General features: G+C 41.0%; 20 protein-coding genes. 3 read left to right on the top strand and 17 right to left on the bottom strand.

Annotation, left to right across the window (positions count from 1 at the left end):
* Positions 1-4: 4 nt before the first annotated feature.
* The 10 genes from MKY52_RS28415 to MKY52_RS28455 all read right to left on the bottom strand — a co-directional run bounded on the left by MKY52_RS28415 (position 5) and on the right by MKY52_RS28455 (position 8018).
* The gene (locus MKY52_RS28415; protein ID WP_341055149.1) at positions 5-943 is read right to left on the bottom strand and encodes an alpha/beta fold hydrolase; all 939 of its coding nucleotides are present in this window, start codon (positions 941-943) and stop codon (positions 5-7) included.
* A 277-nt stretch (positions 944-1220) separates the two neighbouring features.
* Complete coding sequence (locus tag MKY52_RS28420) at positions 1221-1445, bottom strand: DUF896 domain-containing protein (RefSeq protein ID WP_042188496.1); 225 nt, start codon at positions 1443-1445, stop codon at positions 1221-1223.
* Between the two features lie 26 nt (positions 1446-1471).
* Positions 1472-1894 carry a MarR family winged helix-turn-helix transcriptional regulator gene (locus MKY52_RS28425; RefSeq protein ID WP_231573276.1) on the bottom strand — a complete coding sequence of 141 codons (423 nt, stop codon included), beginning with the start codon at positions 1892-1894 and terminating at the stop codon, positions 1472-1474.
* 146 nt (positions 1895-2040) lie between these two features.
* A complete protein-coding gene (locus MKY52_RS28430; RefSeq protein ID WP_341055151.1) occupies positions 2041-3138 on the bottom strand; it encodes a HAMP domain-containing sensor histidine kinase in 1098 nt (365 codons plus the stop codon).
* Between the two features lie 83 nt (positions 3139-3221).
* Positions 3222-3860: an ABC-2 transporter permease gene (locus MKY52_RS28435; protein WP_341055153.1), complete on the bottom strand. Its 639-nt coding sequence runs from the start codon at positions 3858-3860 to the stop codon at positions 3222-3224.
* A gap of 17 nt (positions 3861-3877) precedes the next feature.
* Positions 3878-4513 carry an ABC-2 transporter permease gene (locus tag MKY52_RS30450; protein WP_445671041.1) on the bottom strand — a complete coding sequence of 212 codons (636 nt, stop codon included), beginning with the start codon at positions 4511-4513 and terminating at the stop codon, positions 3878-3880.
* On the bottom strand, positions 4506-5375 hold the full coding sequence (locus MKY52_RS28440; RefSeq protein WP_341055155.1) for an ABC transporter ATP-binding protein: 870 nt from the start codon (positions 5373-5375) through the stop codon (positions 4506-4508). Before MKY52_RS28440 ends, MKY52_RS30450 begins: the two co-directional genes overlap by 8 nt.
* The gene (locus MKY52_RS28445; RefSeq protein ID WP_094869071.1) at positions 5372-5752 is read right to left on the bottom strand and encodes a GntR family transcriptional regulator; all 381 of its coding nucleotides are present in this window, start codon (positions 5750-5752) and stop codon (positions 5372-5374) included. Before MKY52_RS28445 ends, MKY52_RS28440 begins: the two co-directional genes overlap by 4 nt.
* Before the next feature lie 160 nt (positions 5753-5912).
* A complete protein-coding gene (locus MKY52_RS28450) occupies positions 5913-6590 on the bottom strand; it encodes a succinylglutamate desuccinylase/aspartoacylase domain-containing protein (RefSeq protein WP_341055675.1) in 678 nt (225 codons plus the stop codon).
* 129 nt (positions 6591-6719) lie between these two features.
* Positions 6720-8018 (bottom strand): alpha-glucosidase/alpha-galactosidase, encoded by a 1299-nt coding sequence (locus MKY52_RS28455; protein WP_149647467.1) that lies wholly within the window; start codon positions 8016-8018, stop codon positions 6720-6722.
* Between the two features lie 254 nt (positions 8019-8272).
* Here MKY52_RS28455 and MKY52_RS28460 point away from each other — a divergent pair, with 254 nt between their 5' ends.
* The gene (locus MKY52_RS28460; protein WP_341055159.1) at positions 8273-9136 is read left to right on the top strand and encodes an AraC family transcriptional regulator; all 864 of its coding nucleotides are present in this window, start codon (positions 8273-8275) and stop codon (positions 9134-9136) included.
* 11 nt (positions 9137-9147) lie between these two features.
* Here the strand turns inward: MKY52_RS28460 and MKY52_RS28465 are convergent, their stop codons facing one another.
* Positions 9148-9672 (bottom strand): GrpB family protein, encoded by a 525-nt coding sequence (locus MKY52_RS28465; protein WP_445671042.1) that lies wholly within the window; start codon positions 9670-9672, stop codon positions 9148-9150.
* Positions 9669-10892 (bottom strand): MFS transporter, encoded by a 1224-nt coding sequence (locus MKY52_RS28470; protein WP_341055160.1) that lies wholly within the window; start codon positions 10890-10892, stop codon positions 9669-9671. The genes MKY52_RS28465 and MKY52_RS28470 overlap by 4 nt, the downstream gene beginning before the upstream one ends.
* 176 nt (positions 10893-11068) lie before the next feature.
* Here MKY52_RS28470 and MKY52_RS28475 point away from each other — a divergent pair, with 176 nt between their 5' ends.
* Positions 11069-11848: a GNAT family N-acetyltransferase gene (locus MKY52_RS28475; RefSeq protein ID WP_341055162.1), complete on the top strand. Its 780-nt coding sequence runs from the start codon at positions 11069-11071 to the stop codon at positions 11846-11848.
* 24 nt (positions 11849-11872) lie between these two features.
* Complete coding sequence (locus tag MKY52_RS28480; RefSeq protein WP_076298693.1) at positions 11873-12187, top strand: DUF4190 domain-containing protein; 315 nt, start codon at positions 11873-11875, stop codon at positions 12185-12187.
* 76 nt (positions 12188-12263) lie between these two features.
* On the opposite strand, the gene MKY52_RS28485 is transcribed toward MKY52_RS28480, so the two are convergent.
* The 5 genes from MKY52_RS28485 to MKY52_RS28505 all read right to left on the bottom strand — a co-directional run bounded on the left by MKY52_RS28485 (position 12264) and on the right by MKY52_RS28505 (position 18572).
* A complete protein-coding gene (locus tag MKY52_RS28485; RefSeq protein WP_341055163.1) occupies positions 12264-13448 on the bottom strand; it encodes a response regulator in 1185 nt (394 codons plus the stop codon).
* On the bottom strand, positions 13429-15210 hold the full coding sequence (locus MKY52_RS28490) for a cache domain-containing sensor histidine kinase (protein ID WP_341055164.1): 1782 nt from the start codon (positions 15208-15210) through the stop codon (positions 13429-13431). Before MKY52_RS28490 ends, MKY52_RS28485 begins: the two co-directional genes overlap by 20 nt.
* A gap of 77 nt (positions 15211-15287) precedes the next feature.
* Complete coding sequence (locus tag MKY52_RS28495) at positions 15288-16211, bottom strand: carbohydrate ABC transporter permease (RefSeq protein WP_256716236.1); 924 nt, start codon at positions 16209-16211, stop codon at positions 15288-15290.
* Between the two features lie 17 nt (positions 16212-16228).
* Positions 16229-17122, bottom strand: coding sequence for a carbohydrate ABC transporter permease (locus MKY52_RS28500; RefSeq protein WP_042188566.1), 894 nt, complete (start codon positions 17120-17122; stop codon positions 16229-16231).
* A gap of 76 nt (positions 17123-17198) precedes the next feature.
* A complete protein-coding gene (locus tag MKY52_RS28505; protein ID WP_340969814.1) occupies positions 17199-18572 on the bottom strand; it encodes an extracellular solute-binding protein in 1374 nt (457 codons plus the stop codon).
* Positions 18573-18728: the final 156 nt, after the last annotated feature.

Genomic DNA, 18728 nt, shown 5'->3' on the forward strand with positions numbered 1-18728 from the left:
ACTCTTATTTTATCTCACCCATGAAGTTTCTGAAGTTCTCCACGATTTCTTTCGATCGGGTATGGTGTAAATAATGATCGCCTTCAAACATCATCATCTTCCCATGTAAGGAATCTTTGATCTGCTCTTCGTGTAAAGCTGCCCAACCCTCAACATCCGAATTATCTTTTACTAAGAAGAACATCACGGGAAGTTCTTTAGGGAACTTTAAGTTTTCTGCGTCTTTGAAGTTGCTTGAGAAATGATCTGCTTCGTTGATGATATTTGGATTCATCATGTTTTTAAGCGAAAGCATTCTATTTTGCTCTTTCGTTTTAGCATCAACATCGGGTGCAATGATTTGATCAGGCGAGAGTTTAACCAGCAATCTGTAGAAACCTGATTGTTTAAGTGATTTTAAGGCTGCTGTTGGAAGTTCATCGCCGGCTCCTTGTGCCGGAACACTGCTGTCGATCCCTACGAATGCACTAACTTCGTTTTTGTATTTGTTTACATAGTCTAGAGCATAAATTCCGGATATGGAGTGTCCCATCAGAATATAACGGTCTATATTTAATTGTTGTAAACTTTCATGTAACTCACTCACTATATTTTCAGTACTTCGTTCTTTTTCGGTGATATCACTTAATCCATAGCCAAATGGCTCAATCACAACCACTTTGTAAAATGGAGATAACTCGTCTACAAGCGGCTTAAAATCAATACCCGGCGCTGCAGTTCCATATCCTGGTAATAATACTACCGTCTCTTCACCATTTCCATGAATCGTGACGTTCATGTTTTTTCCATCTACAGGTACAAGCTGACCATAGGGTTCAATTTTTCCTTTCTCGATTTTGTTGCAGATCACATTAACAGTAAAAACAATGGCTAGAAAAAGCGCTATGGCTATGACTATAACTCCTATTGCTTTCAGTAAAAAGAAAAATGTCTTTTTCATCATGTAATTCCCGCTCCCCACATATTTATATCTTCTCTTGTGTCCATTTCATTCTAACAATCCAGTCTTAGATCCTGTGAAACACAAGTTTAAGTGAACCTTAACTTTCAGCATCAGCTAACAAAATCAAATTAAGATTCCGTTAAGATAACTTTTATAAATATGATTCTACTTTCGTCCATTTGATATCATAAAAAAACACCTTTAGATATTCGCTGATTAGCCCATAAGACCATTCAACGATATTCTAAAGGTGTAAATTCACTTCATTAGCTAAATATTAGTTCAAAGTTTCTTTACGCGATAAACGAATTTTTTCAGGCGTAACATCATTTCCCTCAGGATCTACAATCGTTACTCCCGATAGACTGTTACGAACTTGTCCACGAATTTCACGCAGATAATCTTCACGCAAAGCGATCTGTTCCACCCATTCACTTTTTGTCAGACCTTCTTCACGTTCTTTCCTGGCTAGTTCATTAATACGAGTCAAACTGGTAATCATCTATGTTCCTCTTTTCTAAGTTTTGATTAGCTTGCTAATAAATTTACAACCATCTGTTTCATAAGCCTTCTTAATAATAAACGTTCTTCGGGTAAAATTCCTGTTAATAATTTATCCAGTTGCTTATTCCATATACGTTCCACAGGTTCACAAAGATTACGTCCGGCTGGAGTTAGATACACTCGGCTTACTCTGCCATCTTCAGGATCTCTTTTTCGAACAACAAACCCATGACTCTCAAGTGACTTCACCATATTCGTAATAGTTGGAGGCTCACAATTCAGACTTTCGCTTAACTGGATCTGTGTCATTCCATCTGATCTCCATAACCGGCATAATAACTGTTCTTGACCCACATGAAGATTAAATTCTCTAAGCAATGCTGCATAATCTCTACGCATTTCCGCTGAAATTCTATCCAGTAGTTCTCTTATCTCATCTTCAATCACAGCTTTTTCCCCCGAACCACCTTACAAATTAATTAGCATGCTAATTATATCATGTTTTTAAGAGGATTTCAAAGGTGGACGATTTTTAGATATCACCCACCAACGAATCCTCTTTAGGTTGGTACTTCATCGTATAGAAATGGTCTTCAATTACTGTTTCTCGGGAGTCTCACTTCAAAGATTGTCCGCACCACACTGCTTTGCGCAGATACGGCTCCATTATGCTGCTCTACTATATTTTTAGTAATAAACAAGCCAAGTCCCGTACTTCCTGTTGGATGTGTTCGTGCACGATCACCCGTGTAAAACATATCAAAAATTCGTGGCAGCTCTTCCGGCTCAATACAATTTCCATAGTTAATTACTTCAACGACTACCTCGTTAGCGTCTAAGTAACCGTGAATATCAATAAATTGACCATCGTTTCCGTATCGGGCCGCATTCGTAAGAAGGTTCTCAAATACACGTGCTAACAATTCCCCGTCACCGTAAATTATCAGAGGTTGTGTCATATCCAATCTGGAGGATAGGCCATTTTTCTCAAAGACTGGATATAATTCTTCATTTAATTGTAAGAGAAGCTCACTGAGATCAATCGAGGATTTCTCAAGCTTAAGCTTGCCGTAATTCATTCTTGTAATTTCAAACAGCTCATCAATCAATTTTTCTAAACGTTGAGATTTAGTATAAGCAATCGTCGTGTAATGCCTGGTCTGTTCAGGGGTTAATTGATTGTCTTTCAAAATAAAATCCAAATAGCCGATAACCGAGGTTAGGGGTGTACGCAAATCATGCGCCAGGTTCAACACGAGTTGATCTTTACTGCTCTCGGCAATGTCTCCCCGCTCAATGGCTTCTTGCATATTCTCAATGGCTAGATTGAGATCATGACCAATCATCCCAAATTCATCTTTGGAGGGTATATCTACTCGTTCGGAGAAATCACCTGACGCTAGTTGATGAATCCCCTTTGATATTTCTTTGAAGTATTTTGCATACGGCTTAGTGAATAAGAAGAAAAATAGAATGGCTAGTGGTATAAAGATAATTAAAAATGTATTCACATCTCCAATATCTCTTATTACATAGCGAACTTTGGTTAGTGGATTCTCAAACTTCACCTCAGAGTGATAATATCGCTGGAGCGCCTTATAGATTAAAAAGGTTATCCCACCGGATACTAGCATACTGGCCATCAGCAGCATAATCATTTTTGTACGAAAACTATAAATCATTTTAGGCATTGGATGTATACCCTTCCCCTACAGTATTTATCTTTGTAGAGATAATGGTATATGAATTCAATCTAAATCTCAAATTATTAACATCAGAGATCCTTCTTCTCAAAAATCCGCAATGAAATGAGATAAGAACAGCTGAGTAAAAACACGTACGCGAGTCCTAGTATGATATAAGGAATAAAGCTAGACTTCACGCCAGAACTCTGCCAGTTCTCCAGGTCAGGAAACCATTGAAGCAAGCTACCAATCACATTCGGACCAACCATTATAATCATCATAAAAACGAGATTAACTACTTGCGTTCCTTTAGCACCTAACCAGTAATGAATCGGTAAATAAAGCATAGCTAGGAGTGGGAAAATAGATATCGCAATACCAACCTCTTGCCAAAAATGAGGGGTTACTTCTTTACCTGTCATAATAATCAGGAGATAGGTAAAAGCAGTTGCTGCCAGCCCAACAAGCGCATACGGAAGGATTGAGAAGTATTTAGCACGGACAAGCTCTTGTCTCCGCACAGGGAGATTAACGAGAAACCGTTGCGTCATCTGCTGAGTATCCATAGAACAGGAGCTTATCAACAACAGCATGGGTGGCATTACCGTAAATAAACTGAAACTATGATAGTTCGAATAAGCTATAAAGATAAAAAAAGGGATCAGCAGCATCAGAAATTTACGCAGAAGAATGAAGTCTTTTTGAATAAGATAAAATGAATGATACACTATAAGTCCTCCTTAGCTTATAACTCTTCCCTGCAAAACAATCTTAGTGAAATCTTATATGAGTAGTACAAGATGAATAGATAAACGATCCCTATCAAACCTATCTGCACCAGATGATCTTGCAGCTTTAAATGGGTTATTTTTGAGAAAACTGATGAATGTGAGAGTGAAGATCCAGCATTTATGGTGGTTATCGTTATAACAACATTAAAAAAGATATTGAAGTAATAGTTTTTGTAACCAAGCCAATAATGAATCGGCAGATAAATAGACGCAGTCAAAGGAATCATAAGTAACGTTAAAGATACCCCTATCCAATACACTGGGCTAATGGAATATCCAAATGAAAAGGAAATTAGAAACAAAGCAAAAGAGCAAACCAAACCGATGAAACTATAAGGAATTAGTGATAAGTATTTAGCCAAGACAATCTCTTGCCGACATACTGGCAGTCCTATAACAAACTTTGTGTTGTTATTCTGTGCATCCATTGAACAGGAGTATACGAGCAATAGTAAAGATTGAAAGGTAGCAAACATACTGGAGCTATCCAATTGTACATATGCAACAAACAAAATACTCAAGAAAAATAAAGGGATAAAATTCCGTAGGAGAATAATGTCTTTCCGAATCAACAGCAAGAGATTAAACATACAAAGCGTTTCCCTTTACTGTAAAATACATGATTTCTTCCAGAGTAGGTGTCTCGCATATGGCATGATCTCTAAAGAATCGTTCCCCCTCAGAGCGATTGTTCAGAAGACCCTCGAAACCAACTTCCGTCTCTCTAAGCCCGATGAACCATTTTCGCACATCCCGATCAAGCAACTCCTTGTTGCCTTTTACCAGCATGTATTTATTAGGGAGAGATTCTTTCATCTCATTAAAAACTAACCTCCCCTCATTCACAAAAACAATATAATCCGCTATCCGGTCTAAATCAGTCGTGTTATGCGTGGAGAAAAGAATAGATTTCTTCTCATCCTGGATATGCTCACTAAGCAGATCAAGCAGTTCTCTTCGGAATATGGGATCAAGACCTGCAGTAGGTTCGTCCATGATGAGCAGATCTGCACCGTGTGATAAAGCAATGGCGAGCGAATACTTCATTTTCATCCCTTTAGAGAGTTCTTTAATCTTTTTCCGCGGGGAAAGCTTGAACATCTCTATGTATTTCCTATAAGTCTCTTTATCCCACTGACTATAAAAGGGGGCAATCATCTTACTCATCTGATCGATGGTTAATTGATCGTAAAAGTAATTCTCATCAGAAACATACCCAATTCGATCTTTGTACTTTGCATTCTTTACGGACGTTTCTTTGCCAAAAATCTCGATATTTCCTTGGTCGGGTTGTACCATACCCATCATCATTTTAATTAAAGTTGTTTTCCCTGCCCCATTGGGTCCTATTAACCCCGTTATATACCCTTCCTTGATACCGAACGTAAGTTCGCATAGGCTAAAATGGCCATATTTTTTAGATATTTGATTCAATTGAATGACATCGTTCATTCTGTCTCCTCCTCATACAGCAATTTCAACATCTCACTGAACTCAGCAAAATCAATCCCTAACAGCTTACTCTCATCAATAATTTCCTTCATTTTGTTCTCCATGATCCGTAGCCGCTGCTCACGAATAAACTCCTGATCTGCACCAGAAACAAAGGAGCCTTTTCCCACAATGGAATTGATAAGGCCTTCTCTCTCCAGTTCTTCGTAAGCTCTTTTTGTTGTAATTACGCTAATCTGCAGCTCTTTGGCTAACAGTCGAATAGAAGGTAAAGGCGTACCTGAGACTAACTCTCCTTGCAGGATCATCTGGCGGATCTGACTTACAATCTGTGCATAGATGGGTTCACCGGAAGTGTTGGATATCAATATGTTCATGAACTCGTGCCCTCACTCCTAGTTTATGTGTATTCAATGTATATATGTAATATATACACTATACTCATTATTGTCAATGATCTTTCAAATCCACACAAAACAAGCCGATTCCTATGAACTAAGGGTCAGCTTGCTTGGCATACAGCGTATTTAATCATCATCACATCAATCCAGCACTTCTTAAAAAGCGACTAACAATGTCCATCTGATAGCGAATACGAAGGTCACGGTCAAGACTCCAGCAGGTTTCCACAGTAAATGCTTTCGCTCCTATGATACGGGAGACGGCTGCACGTGACGAGCCGGGGCGCTCTCGTAAACGGATATTAAAATGATAAGAAGTATTAGCGATTGTACGATTAATGTCTTTTAAGATACGTCTTGCCGTAACTGTACCTTGGCTCCCCGGTTTAATGATAATAGACTGACCGAGTCGTTTCGGATTTCTTTGAGATAAACCGTTCGCTTCATGGAGATCAAGGTACCAGGTGGGACGATAAAGCCGTACTAATTGAAGCAAGGCTATGGATAACGGATGTTTGGCAGATCCATTCCGAGTACGTGGGAACGTTCGGTTCAAATCCGGCACGCCACGAATTCGTTTGCGATAAGCTCTTTGATTCATAAGAGGAACAATAATAAGTGTACCTCGGTAAATATATAGTTCTCCTTGTCTTAAGCGATACACGAGGTTTTGAGCAGCACGTATGCTTCCCGTTTCATTCCCGTGTATGCCGGACACCACCATAAACACAGGACCAGGGAGCCCACCTCTGATCACATAATAAGGGGTGGCATGGGATGTGGACGATGCTAAGGTATAATTCTCAATGATCATCATGCTTCACCTCCGCATTTAGGTGTCCATATATTTGTATTCCGTAGGACCCCAGTTGTCCTAGACTGATAAGCAAAAAAAGCCTGATTTCTCAGGCTTTCTAAGTATTACTTTATAGATATAGGCAATTTATTTATACGCGGGCAACCAATCTCCATGGGCTGTGATCAGCTCATCACACATATTCGTAATGTCATCCATCGACAGTTCGGCGGCAGTGTGCGGATCGAGCATAGCTGCGTGATAAATATGCTCTCTCTTATGAGTAATCGCTGCTTCAATTGTTAACAATTGTGTATTAATGTTCGTACGATTCAGTGCGGCACACTGCGGAGGCAGATCTCCCACGAAGGTTGGAGTGACACCACTGCGGTCTACAAGGCACGGAACTTCTACACATGCTTCTTTCGGAAGATTGGTGATAAGACCTGTATTCATAACATTACCACCAATTTTGAAAGGTACATTCGTTTCGATGGCTTCCATAATGTAGGACGCATATTCATGCGAACGTTCATGTACAAGCTCTTTATTATTTACTAATTCTTCACGCATTAGCTGCCAGCGTTCAATTTGATCTACACAGCGGCGTGGGTACTCGTCGAGTGGAATTTGAAACCGTTCGATGAGCTCAGGATAATTACGTTTGATAAAATAAGGATGATACTCTGCGTTATGTTCTGAAGACTCCGTAATATAGTAACCAAATTTAAGCATCATTTCATAACGAACCATATCCCCGTGATGCTCTTTCTGCTTCTCGGCAGCGCGGCGTTTGATTTCCGGATATAAGTCCTCTCCGTCCTTCGTAACCTCGAGTAGCCAAGCCATATGGTTAATCCCTGCAATCTTAGCCTGTACACCCGTCTGATCCATTCCCAGATGCTCGAATAAGCCTGGAATACAATGCTGTACGCTATGACATAATCCAACAGTGTTCACACCACCATAAGTGTTCATCACATTGGTCAATACTGCCATTGGATTCGTATAATTCATGAACAGAGCATCTGGACAAACCTCTCTCACATCTGCCGCAAAATCAAGCATGACAGGAATCGTGCGTAAGTTGCGGAAAACACCACCGATACCAACCGTGTCCGCAATCGTTTGACGCAAGCCATATTTCTTCGGAATTTCAAAGTCTGTAATGGTACAAGGATCGTAACCCCCGACCTGAATCGCATTAATCACATATTTAGCTCCGCGCAAAGCTTCCTTACGATCCGTATAGGATTTCACGATACAAGTACTGCCACTACTTGCTTTTATATTACTCAGCATATTCTCGGAATCTTTTAGGCGCTGAAGATCAATATCATATAGGGCAAGCTCAAAGCCTTGAAGGGCTGGAGTTCTCATGCAATCTCCTAAAACATTCTTTGCAAATACAGTACTACCCGCTCCGATAAATGTAATTTTGGACATATGAAATATTCCTCCTTAAGTAGTAAGTTCTACGGTCTCGACATCGCTAGCCGCTCAGAAAACCTCGATGAATTTCCCTTATAAACACTAGAATGTCAGAGGATCTCCGTCTCTCTCTTCACTATTCACTATAAATGAGAGCGGTCTCAATGAGTATGGAGAAATACAATTCATATATGGATGTTTGTTGCATTTAAGTGATATGTCCTATAATCTAATTGTAATTCAAATCATGTATAGGAGGTCAGAAGCAAATGGCTTCAGAGCATTATCATTTCTCAGCAGGGCTTAATCTTGCTCCAGATGAACCCGACCTGACTGTATTGTTCAGCGGTGAAGGCAAACCGGTTCCTGGACATAAAATGGGGCCATCCGTTCACGATTACTACCTTATACATACCGTAATAGATGGAAAAGGCATATTTCAGAGTGGAAGTAACTCACAGGTATGTGGTACAGGAGATACCTTTGTTATTTTCCCAGGGGTATTATTCAGCTATCAGGCAGACATGGAACAGCCTTGGACTTATGTATGGGTGGCCTTGCAAGGGGAAGCCGTTCAACAGCTATTTAAAGAAGTGGGGATTACACCGGACAAGCCGTTAATACACATAAATAACCTTATAGAAATACATAACTTGTATGAGCATATTCGTTTTTCCTTTCAGCAGTCTGCTTATCCAAGGTTGGAAAGTTTGGAGGCTTCTGGGTGGCTGCGCCTTCTGATGCACAAATTCGGTCTTGCGAACATAAGTTCGCTCACCCCTAAATCCGCACAATTACCGGATGTTATCGACCGCCAGATCAATCAAGCGATCCGCTGGATCTCTCTCCAATTTCATCAACAGATCAGTATCGACCACATGGCATCCTCTCTTGGTTATCATAGGGCACACCTCTCTAAGGCCTTTAAGCAAAAGATCGGAATGTCACCCAAGCAATATTTGTTAAAGGTTCGCATGGATAAAGCAAAGGAACTGCTTGGAGGAACGCTCACCATCGACCAGGTATCCTCTTCGGTCGGTTTCAATGATGCGTTATATTTCTCCAAGCAGTTCCGTAAGTGGAGCGGTATGTCCCCCAGTGAATATCGAAGCCATCTTCGATCTGGCACATGATTGCTTATGGGTTATTTCATGGCTTTTGATAAACTCGAGGTGACAAACGCTGTCTTTCCTTCACAGTAAGCATCCATATCGTAGCGATGTTGTTCCGCCAAATGCTGTTTGACTTCTGCATATGCTTGACGTGCTTCCGCATTTGAACGGAGATAGTCTCTAAAAGCGATATGCTCCAAATACCCTTTTCCATCCTTAGGGCATACATACAGATGATATTTCATGAATTCGTCCGCTTGACGTCTTTTGAAGGCTTCCCTGCCCTCGATTCCCAAGTTCCCTTGATGTTCATAACCATGCTGTTGTAAACGTTCTATGATTTGTGGGAGTACATCGTAGCTATCCATTACAAGATCAAGATCTATGATGGGTTTAGCAGCGAGTCCTTCAATGGAAGTACTCCCCACATGCTCTATCGTAATAATGAGGTCGCCAACATAAGATAACAACTGTTCTTTTATTCTATCGAATTCTACCTTCCACTCTGGATCATACGGGACAACTTCTACGACTTTCGTCTTCTGAGCGATGCTCATGCACCTCCTGCGTTGAATGTCTTCTTCTCAATTCCTCTATAGACTATCCATATGCATATAGCAGCCACAATTAGCATTCCACCCATCAGACAGACGCCATTCCAGCCCCAATGCTGCCATGCAAAGCTTCCAAGTGTTGATCCAATAGCTCCACCTGTAAAAGTGCTAACCATAAACACCGTATTTATTCGGCTGCGCGCCGCCGGCTCAAGTGCATAGATCCGTGTTTGGTTACTAACCTGTGACCCTTGTACTCCAAGATCCAAGATAATAACACCGGCAATCAGGCTCCAAATTGTAAATCCAGCTAAACCGAAGAATCCATAAGCAATCAATGTCAGCAATAGTAGTATACCTACTATCTTTTTCGGTGCGATCCTATCAGCTAACCTACCGATAAATGGAGCACCCGCAGCACCTGCTACACCAATCAACCCAAACAAGCCTGTGATAGAGCTACTATAGTGGTAAGGTTCACCTTCTAGAAAGAAAGCCAGTGAAGTCCAGAACACGCTGAAGCCACCAAACATACAAGCACCAATCAATGATGCTTCACGAAGCGTCGAATATCTGCGAATCAAATTCCCCATTGATTTCAATAGATCTGTATAGGATGAATTATTTTCTGGTTTCGTCTTTGGAATTAGTTGGTATAAGATAAGGGATAACAATAGCATTATAGCTGCGGCAATCCAGTACATGGCTCTCCAGCCGAACATATCTCCTATAATTCCGGATATTGTTCTTGCCAGCAAAATACCAAAAAATAGCCCGCTCATTACGGTTCCAATAACCTTACCTCTTTCTTCTGGCAAAGCGAGCTCCGCCGAGAGAGGAATGATGACCTGCGGCACGACCGTAGTTATGCCAATAGCAAAACTGGCAATATACATCCAAATAAGGTTCTGAGCTGTAGCGAAACCAACAAGTGATAGTGATACAGCAATAAGAAGTCCGGATATTAGTGTTCTTCGTTCACGAATGTCGCCCAACGGAACAAAGAATAACATCCCAAGCGCATAACCGATCTGAGTAAGCATCGATACATATCCTACTGCGTTAGAGGATGCATGGAATGTTCGTCCTATATCGGCCAAAAGGGGCTGATTGTAATACATATTTGCAACGCTTAATCCTGATGCAATGGCTAAAATAAGTATGAATTGTTTAGTTAGGCCTCCTCCTACACGAACTGCAGCGGGTGTGATAGATTGTGTCATGAAATTCTGTGCCTCCGATTACGTATGCTGCATCAAACAGCAAGCTTTATTTTCCTAATACATTATAGCAGTCACTGTCAAGCTGACGTATTTCTGCGATATAATAATTATCCTAAATATAATGATCTGCATAAGTGCAATTTATATTGAAATATATTGAGCGGGGAGTAAATAACATGCACCAGAATGACCGAATTATGACCAGATTGCGCAAAAAACCGTTGAAGAATGTCAGTTTATTAAAAATGCTAACCTCATTCCATGAAGTCATGGAGTCTCATCTTGTGGAGCAAGGAAATCAATGGGGTGTTTTATTGCTTCTTCCTGCTTCAGCGTACGCATATGATCATAGAGTATATCCTCAAGCGGATTACATCGTATTTATGGATTACAGCAGCCCAGATGTATTTCCGGCTCTGTTACAATTGTTGCCTCCACAAGCAAAAATTGTTTTTAAACTGCAAGACGTGAACTATAAAGAGGCATTATCATCACATTTTTCAATGGAGAAAGTCCGGGGGTTCTACTCATACAGTACAGCTGAGGGACAAATCTTTCCGAAGGACGAAGATGTTGTTATCAGCCATGTGGTTAACGACAGATTAATTCCGCTGTGGGCCGCTAATCATTACACGAAAGACGAAATAGAAGACTATTTTCAAAACGGGGCTTTTTCCGTGTCAATTTTCCTAGACAACAATCCGGTCAGTACCTGCTTAGCGTTCCGTAATGAAGAAACCATCTGGGAAATCGGTGCTGTACATACTTTAGAATCCTCTCAAAGAAACGGGTATGCGAAAAAGGTGGTCCAAACCGCCATACAAGAAACGTTAGAACGAGGGTTTATTCCACGCTATCATGTGCTTGAAACAAATCAAGCTTCCATCAGACTAGCTGAATCTATTGGACTCATTCCTTGTGTACAGCTTGAACACTGGATTAACTACATCCAATAACACGCTTGATAGGAGGTGATTTGAATGAGTTATGGGCCGAACGAGAATCAAAACTATTATCCTCCCCCGCCCCCACCAACACCGATGAATGGCAAGTCAATTGCTGGTTTCGTTTTAGGAGTACTTTCCATAATTGTTCCTTATATTGGATTTTTGTTAGGGATTGTAGCGGTTATTCTGTCTGCCCTGTCCCTTAAAGAAATACGGATTCGGTATGAGCAAGGAAGAGGCTTAGCTATTGCGGGTCTGGTATGCGGGATTGTCGGCACTCTACTTTACGCCATAATCATTTTATTTTTCGTTATTTTTATATACGCTGCTTCTAGTTACCCATACTGATCTACACACAAAAAAAGATCTCTATAGCCACCCTAATGGCTGCAGAGATCCTTTTTCCTTTCCTATGAACAAAAATTCAGTAGGTTCCATTGTTAAGCTGCTGACGATACTCCGTCGGAGTTACTAGGAACCGCTTGCGGAACATCTGTGTAAAATGTCGCATGTCCTGATATCCAATACGTTCGGCGATTTCTGCCACCTTAAGCTTCGAGTTCACTAGCAGCAGCTTGGCTTGCTCCAATCGTAAGGATGTCACGTATTCTTTATAGCCTTGACCCGTCTTCTGTTTAAATAATTGACTGAAGTAGACCGGATTCAGAAATACAACGGAAGCAATCTTTTCCAAAGTAAGGTCTTCGAAATAGTGTTCTTTTACATATTGCAATGCGATGTCGATGGCTTTTTCGCCACTACCTTTCGCTGGCGTTAAATCCAATACTTGCGAATTCACTGCCTCTCTTAAGCTCGTTACGATCTGAGGGACAGTATTTATATCGTAGCTAAGTCCGGAATGGATCATTTGGAAAGGTGTTTTTAAATATTGCTTCAAATAGGTCCGCCCATCTTCCAGAAAAGATTCTAATCGTGCTTCTTCTCTTAAGGTGATTAATCCCAGCAGACTCTGGCGGTCATAGCTGACCACAAAACCGCTCCCGTCACGCTCTATCAGCTCAGTTAACACATTTTCTACAATAAAATGTTCTATCCGAATGTTTTTATCACCCGCATCCATTTGTAGCAAAATCAAATAGAAACATTGATGGTCTTCTATTAATTGGCTGATGTCTAAATTACCAAGATTAAAACCAGAAGCGAGCCTCTGAAATACACCTTCTCTTAAATATTTCAGACTTGACCTTAATCGGTCTTCATCTTTAATAAGCTTATGATCCTGCTCTATTTCTAGCGATAAGTTACTAATAATCTCAAGTAGCTTGCTTTTACCGATCGGCTTAAGTAGATAATCTCTCGCTCCAAGACGTACTGCCTCCTGCGCATAGGCGAACTCACTGTGTGCAGAGATGACCACCCATTTGACATAAGGATACCGCCGCTTAGAAATCCTCATGAACTCTAGGCCATTCATACCGGGCATAAGAATATCTGTTAAGACGATATGGATGGACTGTTCCTCCATAATCTTGACAGCTTCTTCTGTCGACGCAGCAACATATACACAATAATCTGGATAGATACTTCTTATAGTGCGCTTAATGCCTTCTCGGATCGCCCGTTCATCATCAGCTATGAGAATGTTCACGACTATGCTCTCCTTCCTGCGGAATCGGCAGCATGATAGCAACCTCGGTTCCTTCTCCAGGTAAGCTTCGAATCACAAGACCATAGGATTCTCCGAACATATGCTGGAGCCGTCGATGCAGATTTTGAAGACCGATTCCCATTTTTCCATTTTCTTTCGTTGTTGGTCGATCCAAGGATTCCACCAGCGCATTCAGCTTCTCTGCATCCATACCTTTGCCATTATCTTGAACGACGATGTTCAGCACTCCAGTTTCTTCAAGTATACTCACCTTCAGAATACCTTGACGATCGAGCGATTCCAAGCCATGTTTTACAGCATTTTCAATGACGGGTTGTACAGTCATCTTGGGAAGGCGAACCTCAAGCCATCGTTCATCTATATTTATCTCAATCCGTAGACGACCTTCCAGCCGAATAGAAATAATATTTAGATAGTGCCCGATTTGTTCCAGTTCTTCTCGTAACGTGACTTCTACGTCAACTTCCCAATGACTGCTGTACCGGAACATCGAAGATAGCGAGAGAACAAGTTCACCCAGTTGCTCATTCCCTTCCTCATCCAGCATCCAATAAATCATATCCAGAGTATTGTATAGAAAATGTGGGTTCACTTGAGATTGTAAGGCATGAAGCTCAGCATTCTTCTCACTGACGGAAGAAAGTTTTACCCGCTCGATTAGTTCTTCGATTCGGCGAACCATCCGATTAAACGAAGCAACAAGAATATTAATCTCTTGATAAGATGAAACATTCACCATTCCCCGAAAATTACCGATCTCCACTTGCTTCATCTCTCGAATCACCTTTTTAAGCGGCAAAGAAATCGTTCGTGAAACAATAGAAGCTATCAAAGTAGAGACGAGAACAAGAATCGAAAATACAATGAACAGATAACGTTTCATCTCTACCAACTCTACATTTAGGTCGCGATTAGGAGTGATACTAAGCACCCACCAACCAGAGAAGGACAGTTTAGAAGCGACAAGTAGACGGTTGGCTGTCTGTTCGACCACAACATTCTGGGAGTTTTGCAAAGACGGTAGCTGAGTTAAATCAGGTTCCTGATCTTCGGCAGAGGATACGAATCGTCCATCCTGCGACATTAAATACACCTGGCTATGCTCACCCAGCTTCACATTATCCAGCGCATCCAGAACAGGCTTCGGATTCGTCTCGTACAGAACAATGCCAATCGGTTTGTGTTCATTGAGATCGTAAATCTGACGGCCGAAGGCAAACACAGGACTATCCTCCACTTTATCGATAAGAGAATGTTCATAGACGCCGAGCCAGACCATTTTACCGGAGGAAGCTTGCAGCTGATGGTACCAATCTTCCTTCATATATTCGGGATCAACCACATTCATATAGTTTCCGTAATTATAGATCTTACCTTTATCTGTAATGACATGAATACCTACGAGATCATCCCGAGAATAAAATATAGCTCCCAAAATATTGGTAATCGTCTGTTCATTGATGTATGCTACCGCGGGCTCTGTGCTTGTCTCATTAATCAAACGTATCAATTCAAAGTTATTGCTGAGTGATTTAGAGAGACTATCATACCCTTTGTACAGTAAGCTGAATAGATCCGCTGTCTGGGCGACATTCTTCTGCGACAAATCACTTATTTTCTCATGAAACTGTACGGTTGTCCGGTTGTAATAGAGCAGACTCACAATTAATAGAATGCTAGACATGCAAAAAAGAAACAGCAAAAACAATCGATGGTGGATGGAATGAAAGCTGTTTCTCAAAAAGGCTTCCCTCCTCAAACTCATCTGTCCTGCTGCTTCTTCATTATAATTCCATTATTGTAATTTGCAATATAGATTTATCCTTTTACTGCGCCCGCCACCATTCCTTTTGTAATCTGATTGGATAAGAAGAAATAGATTAAAATGACGGGTAAGGCACCCATCACTAAAAATGCACCGATATTCCCATAGTTTACAGAATACTGACTAACGAATGTGTACACACCAAAGGGCAAGGTCTTCAATTTCTCGGAGGAAATGAAGGTGGCCGCTAAGATATACTCATTCCAAATGTTGATGAACGTTAGAATACATACAGTCATTACAGGTGGTACAGATACAGGAAGAATGATCGTGCGGAAGATCCGATATACGCTCGCCCCATCAATAAAGGCTGATTCTTCAATTTCATGCGGAATGCTCTTCATAAAGCCACTTAATATGAACACCGCTATTGGGGTTGAAAAAGCTACATAAGGCAATATGAGCGATAAGTGTGTATTCAGAATATGCATATTTTTGAAAATGATCATCAGCGGAAGCAAGGTGGCCTGCATGGGAATCATCATCCCCATTAAGAAGATCGTCATGACCAAGTTGCCGTAACGCCAACGGAACCGTGAGATCGCGTAAGCTACCATCGAGCTAAGCAGGATGACGAAGATCATCGTTACACCGGTAACCACTACACTGTTAGATAAATACTTTAAATAGCTACCGGACTTATAAGCCTCGCTATAGTTATGCCACTGAAATACTTTTGGAAATGAGAAAAAACTTCCTCCCAAAATCTCTTCATTGGTCTTCAAGGAATAGAGCATTAGCCATAGCAGAGGATATAGCTGGGTAACGACAGGAATCGCAAAGAGAAGATACACGAGTCCTTTTTTAAAATATAAGAACGTATTAGTTTCACGGAATACATTATTCTTATATTTCTCGCTTAAACGCTTACCGTCCTTGTAAGGACGCTTTGGGCGTTTATGCTTGACATTCCGCATGATCGCGCACTCCTTTGCTAACTGAATTTTTTCTCTAGCTTATTAAAGATAGTATTAATGCTAGCAGTAAACACAAGGCACAGTATGACCAAGAACGAAGCGATAGCACTACCATATCCATATTTAAAGGATAAGAAAGAACTATTGTACATATGTGTGGAAATAACATCTGTAGCATGAGCGGGTCCACCGGCTGTCATAACCATTACGAGATCAAAAGCCTGCAAAGATCCTATAAAAGCGAGTACGATAGATATTTTAAAGATTGGAATAATCAGCGGAAAAGTAATATATCGATCGGCTTTGAATCCGTCAGCCCCATCAATCTTTGCCGCTTCATACAGCTCATCCGGGATATTCTGAACACCGGTATATTGAATCAGCAAATGGTAGCCAAAATATTGCCAAAGAGATACTGCATAAAGCGCAAACATCGCAATTTTAGGTTCTGTGATCCAATTGTGAGTCCAGCTATCCAGCCCAAGAGAGATCAGGACGCCATTCAACATCCCGCCCATGGAGACAGGGTCATAGATCGTTTTCCAGAGCTGCCCAATGATAACCACCGACAAAATAACCGGCGTAAAGTAAATAGAAACTAAAGTGTTTCCTTTTCTCACGTACCGATTTAGCAGGATAGCCATCAACAAACAAAATGGAATTTCCACCATAGAAGCCACAGCATAGAGTAACGTTCTCTTTACAGATGGCCAAAACACTGGATCATGAAAAAACATCTCTTTGAAATTAGCAAGTCCAGCAAATGTTTTCGTAGTCGTAATTCCGTCCCATTGCAGCAATCCTGTATAAAAGGATACTAGGATAGGAGCAAACACCAAGCACACATACAAAAGCAGGCAAGGTAACACGAAGACAGCGATTGTGCGCGCTGGAACCTTTAGTACCTTCATTATTTCCGCCCCCTAGAATGTAAACACGATGCGAAGAAGCGTTTAAGCACCCTCGCATCGCGTTTTCAAAACCTTCTTATTTATTAGCTTCAAATGCGGTTTGATGTTCTTTAGCTACTTGAGCGGAATCCACTTTTTGAACAAAAAGATTTTGGATACTGCTCAGATGGACTTGTGCCGTAGCTGGGTTCATGGTGTTGTCAAAGGCCAAGTCGCCACCTTTAACCTGATTGAACAATCCTGAAATGTTGATCGCCAGATCAGAATATCCTGCGCCTTTCAGGTCCCCATCCACTTTTTGACCAATCCCTACAGCATTTTTAAGTTCAAATTGTTTTTTAGGAAGATTCAGTGTAAAGAAATTCAAGAAATCTTTCGTTTCTTGTAAATGCTCACTGTTCGCAGAAATCGCAAAGGCGCTACCTGGTGCGAGCATGAATTCATTTGGATCCCCTTTACCATTAACACTTGGGAATTGGAAGGCTCCTGCTTTACCAGCAACTGAGGATGCGTCAATTGCACCTGTTTCCCATGAACCGATAACCCACATAGCGGCTTTACCGGATTTGAAGATATTACCACCTGCATTAGCATCGATGGAAGTTGCTCCATCTGGGAATGCACCTGCTTGCACGAGGTCTTGGAAACGATCTACAGCTTCTATGAAAGCAGGATCTTCAAATGTTTTTTTGCCATCAAGTACATCTTGAAGGAAACCAGGTCCTCCATTGGTGCGAAGCAGGATATTCATGAACAAGAATGAACCCGTCCAGGAATCTTTTTCACCGATCGCGATTGGCGTAATGCCTTTTGCTTTCAAGGTTTTTACATCTTGGAGTAATTCATCGAATGTTTTAGGAGTGTCTGCGATTCCCGCTTGCTCGAAGAGTTCTTTATTATAGTAGACTACCTCGATGTTATTACCATCTGGCAGCGCATAAACATTACCATCGAAGCTGTAGTAATCAAGTAGACCGGATTGATAAGTGTCCTTCAGTCCATTTTGATCCAGCATGTCATTCAGAGGAGCAAACAGCTTTGCATCAACGAAAGGTTTCATTTGTGCAGCCGGGTTAACAATCGTAATATCAGGAATTTCTTTGGAAGCGGCTTGTGTTTTCAATTTAACCTTTTGCTGGTCCGTATTTAAAGTATCCAGTTCGATGTGAATGTTAGGGTTTTCTTTTTCATATTGGTCAACTAATTCATGAAGCATCTTATAAGAAGGTGTTGCTGGATCCGGGTAAATATTTTGAAAAGTAATCGTGACCTTCTTACCGCTTTCGGTTTTTGTAGTTCCGGCATCTGGAGCATTCGTAGCTGTATTCCCTTTCGACTCTGTAGCGCCTTTACTCTCGTTGTTGTTTGAATTTCCACACGCTGCCATACTTAAAACCAAAGCTGCTGATAACGCAATTGTTGAAGTTGCCTTCATTTTTTTGCTGACCATTGTTTGACGCCCCCTATTTTCGTTATAGGCTTATTATTGTACTGTTAAGCGCTTTCAACAAGGTGTCAAATTTAAGATATATGGTTTGTTTTTTCTAGAAAAATACAATATATGTCCGAACATAACGAAACACCCGCTAATTGGGGTGCTTCGATT

The sequence above is a fragment of the Paenibacillus sp. FSL P4-0184 genome, from assembly GCF_038004625.1.
GTDB lineage: Bacteria > Bacillota > Bacilli > Paenibacillales > Paenibacillaceae > Paenibacillus_AQ.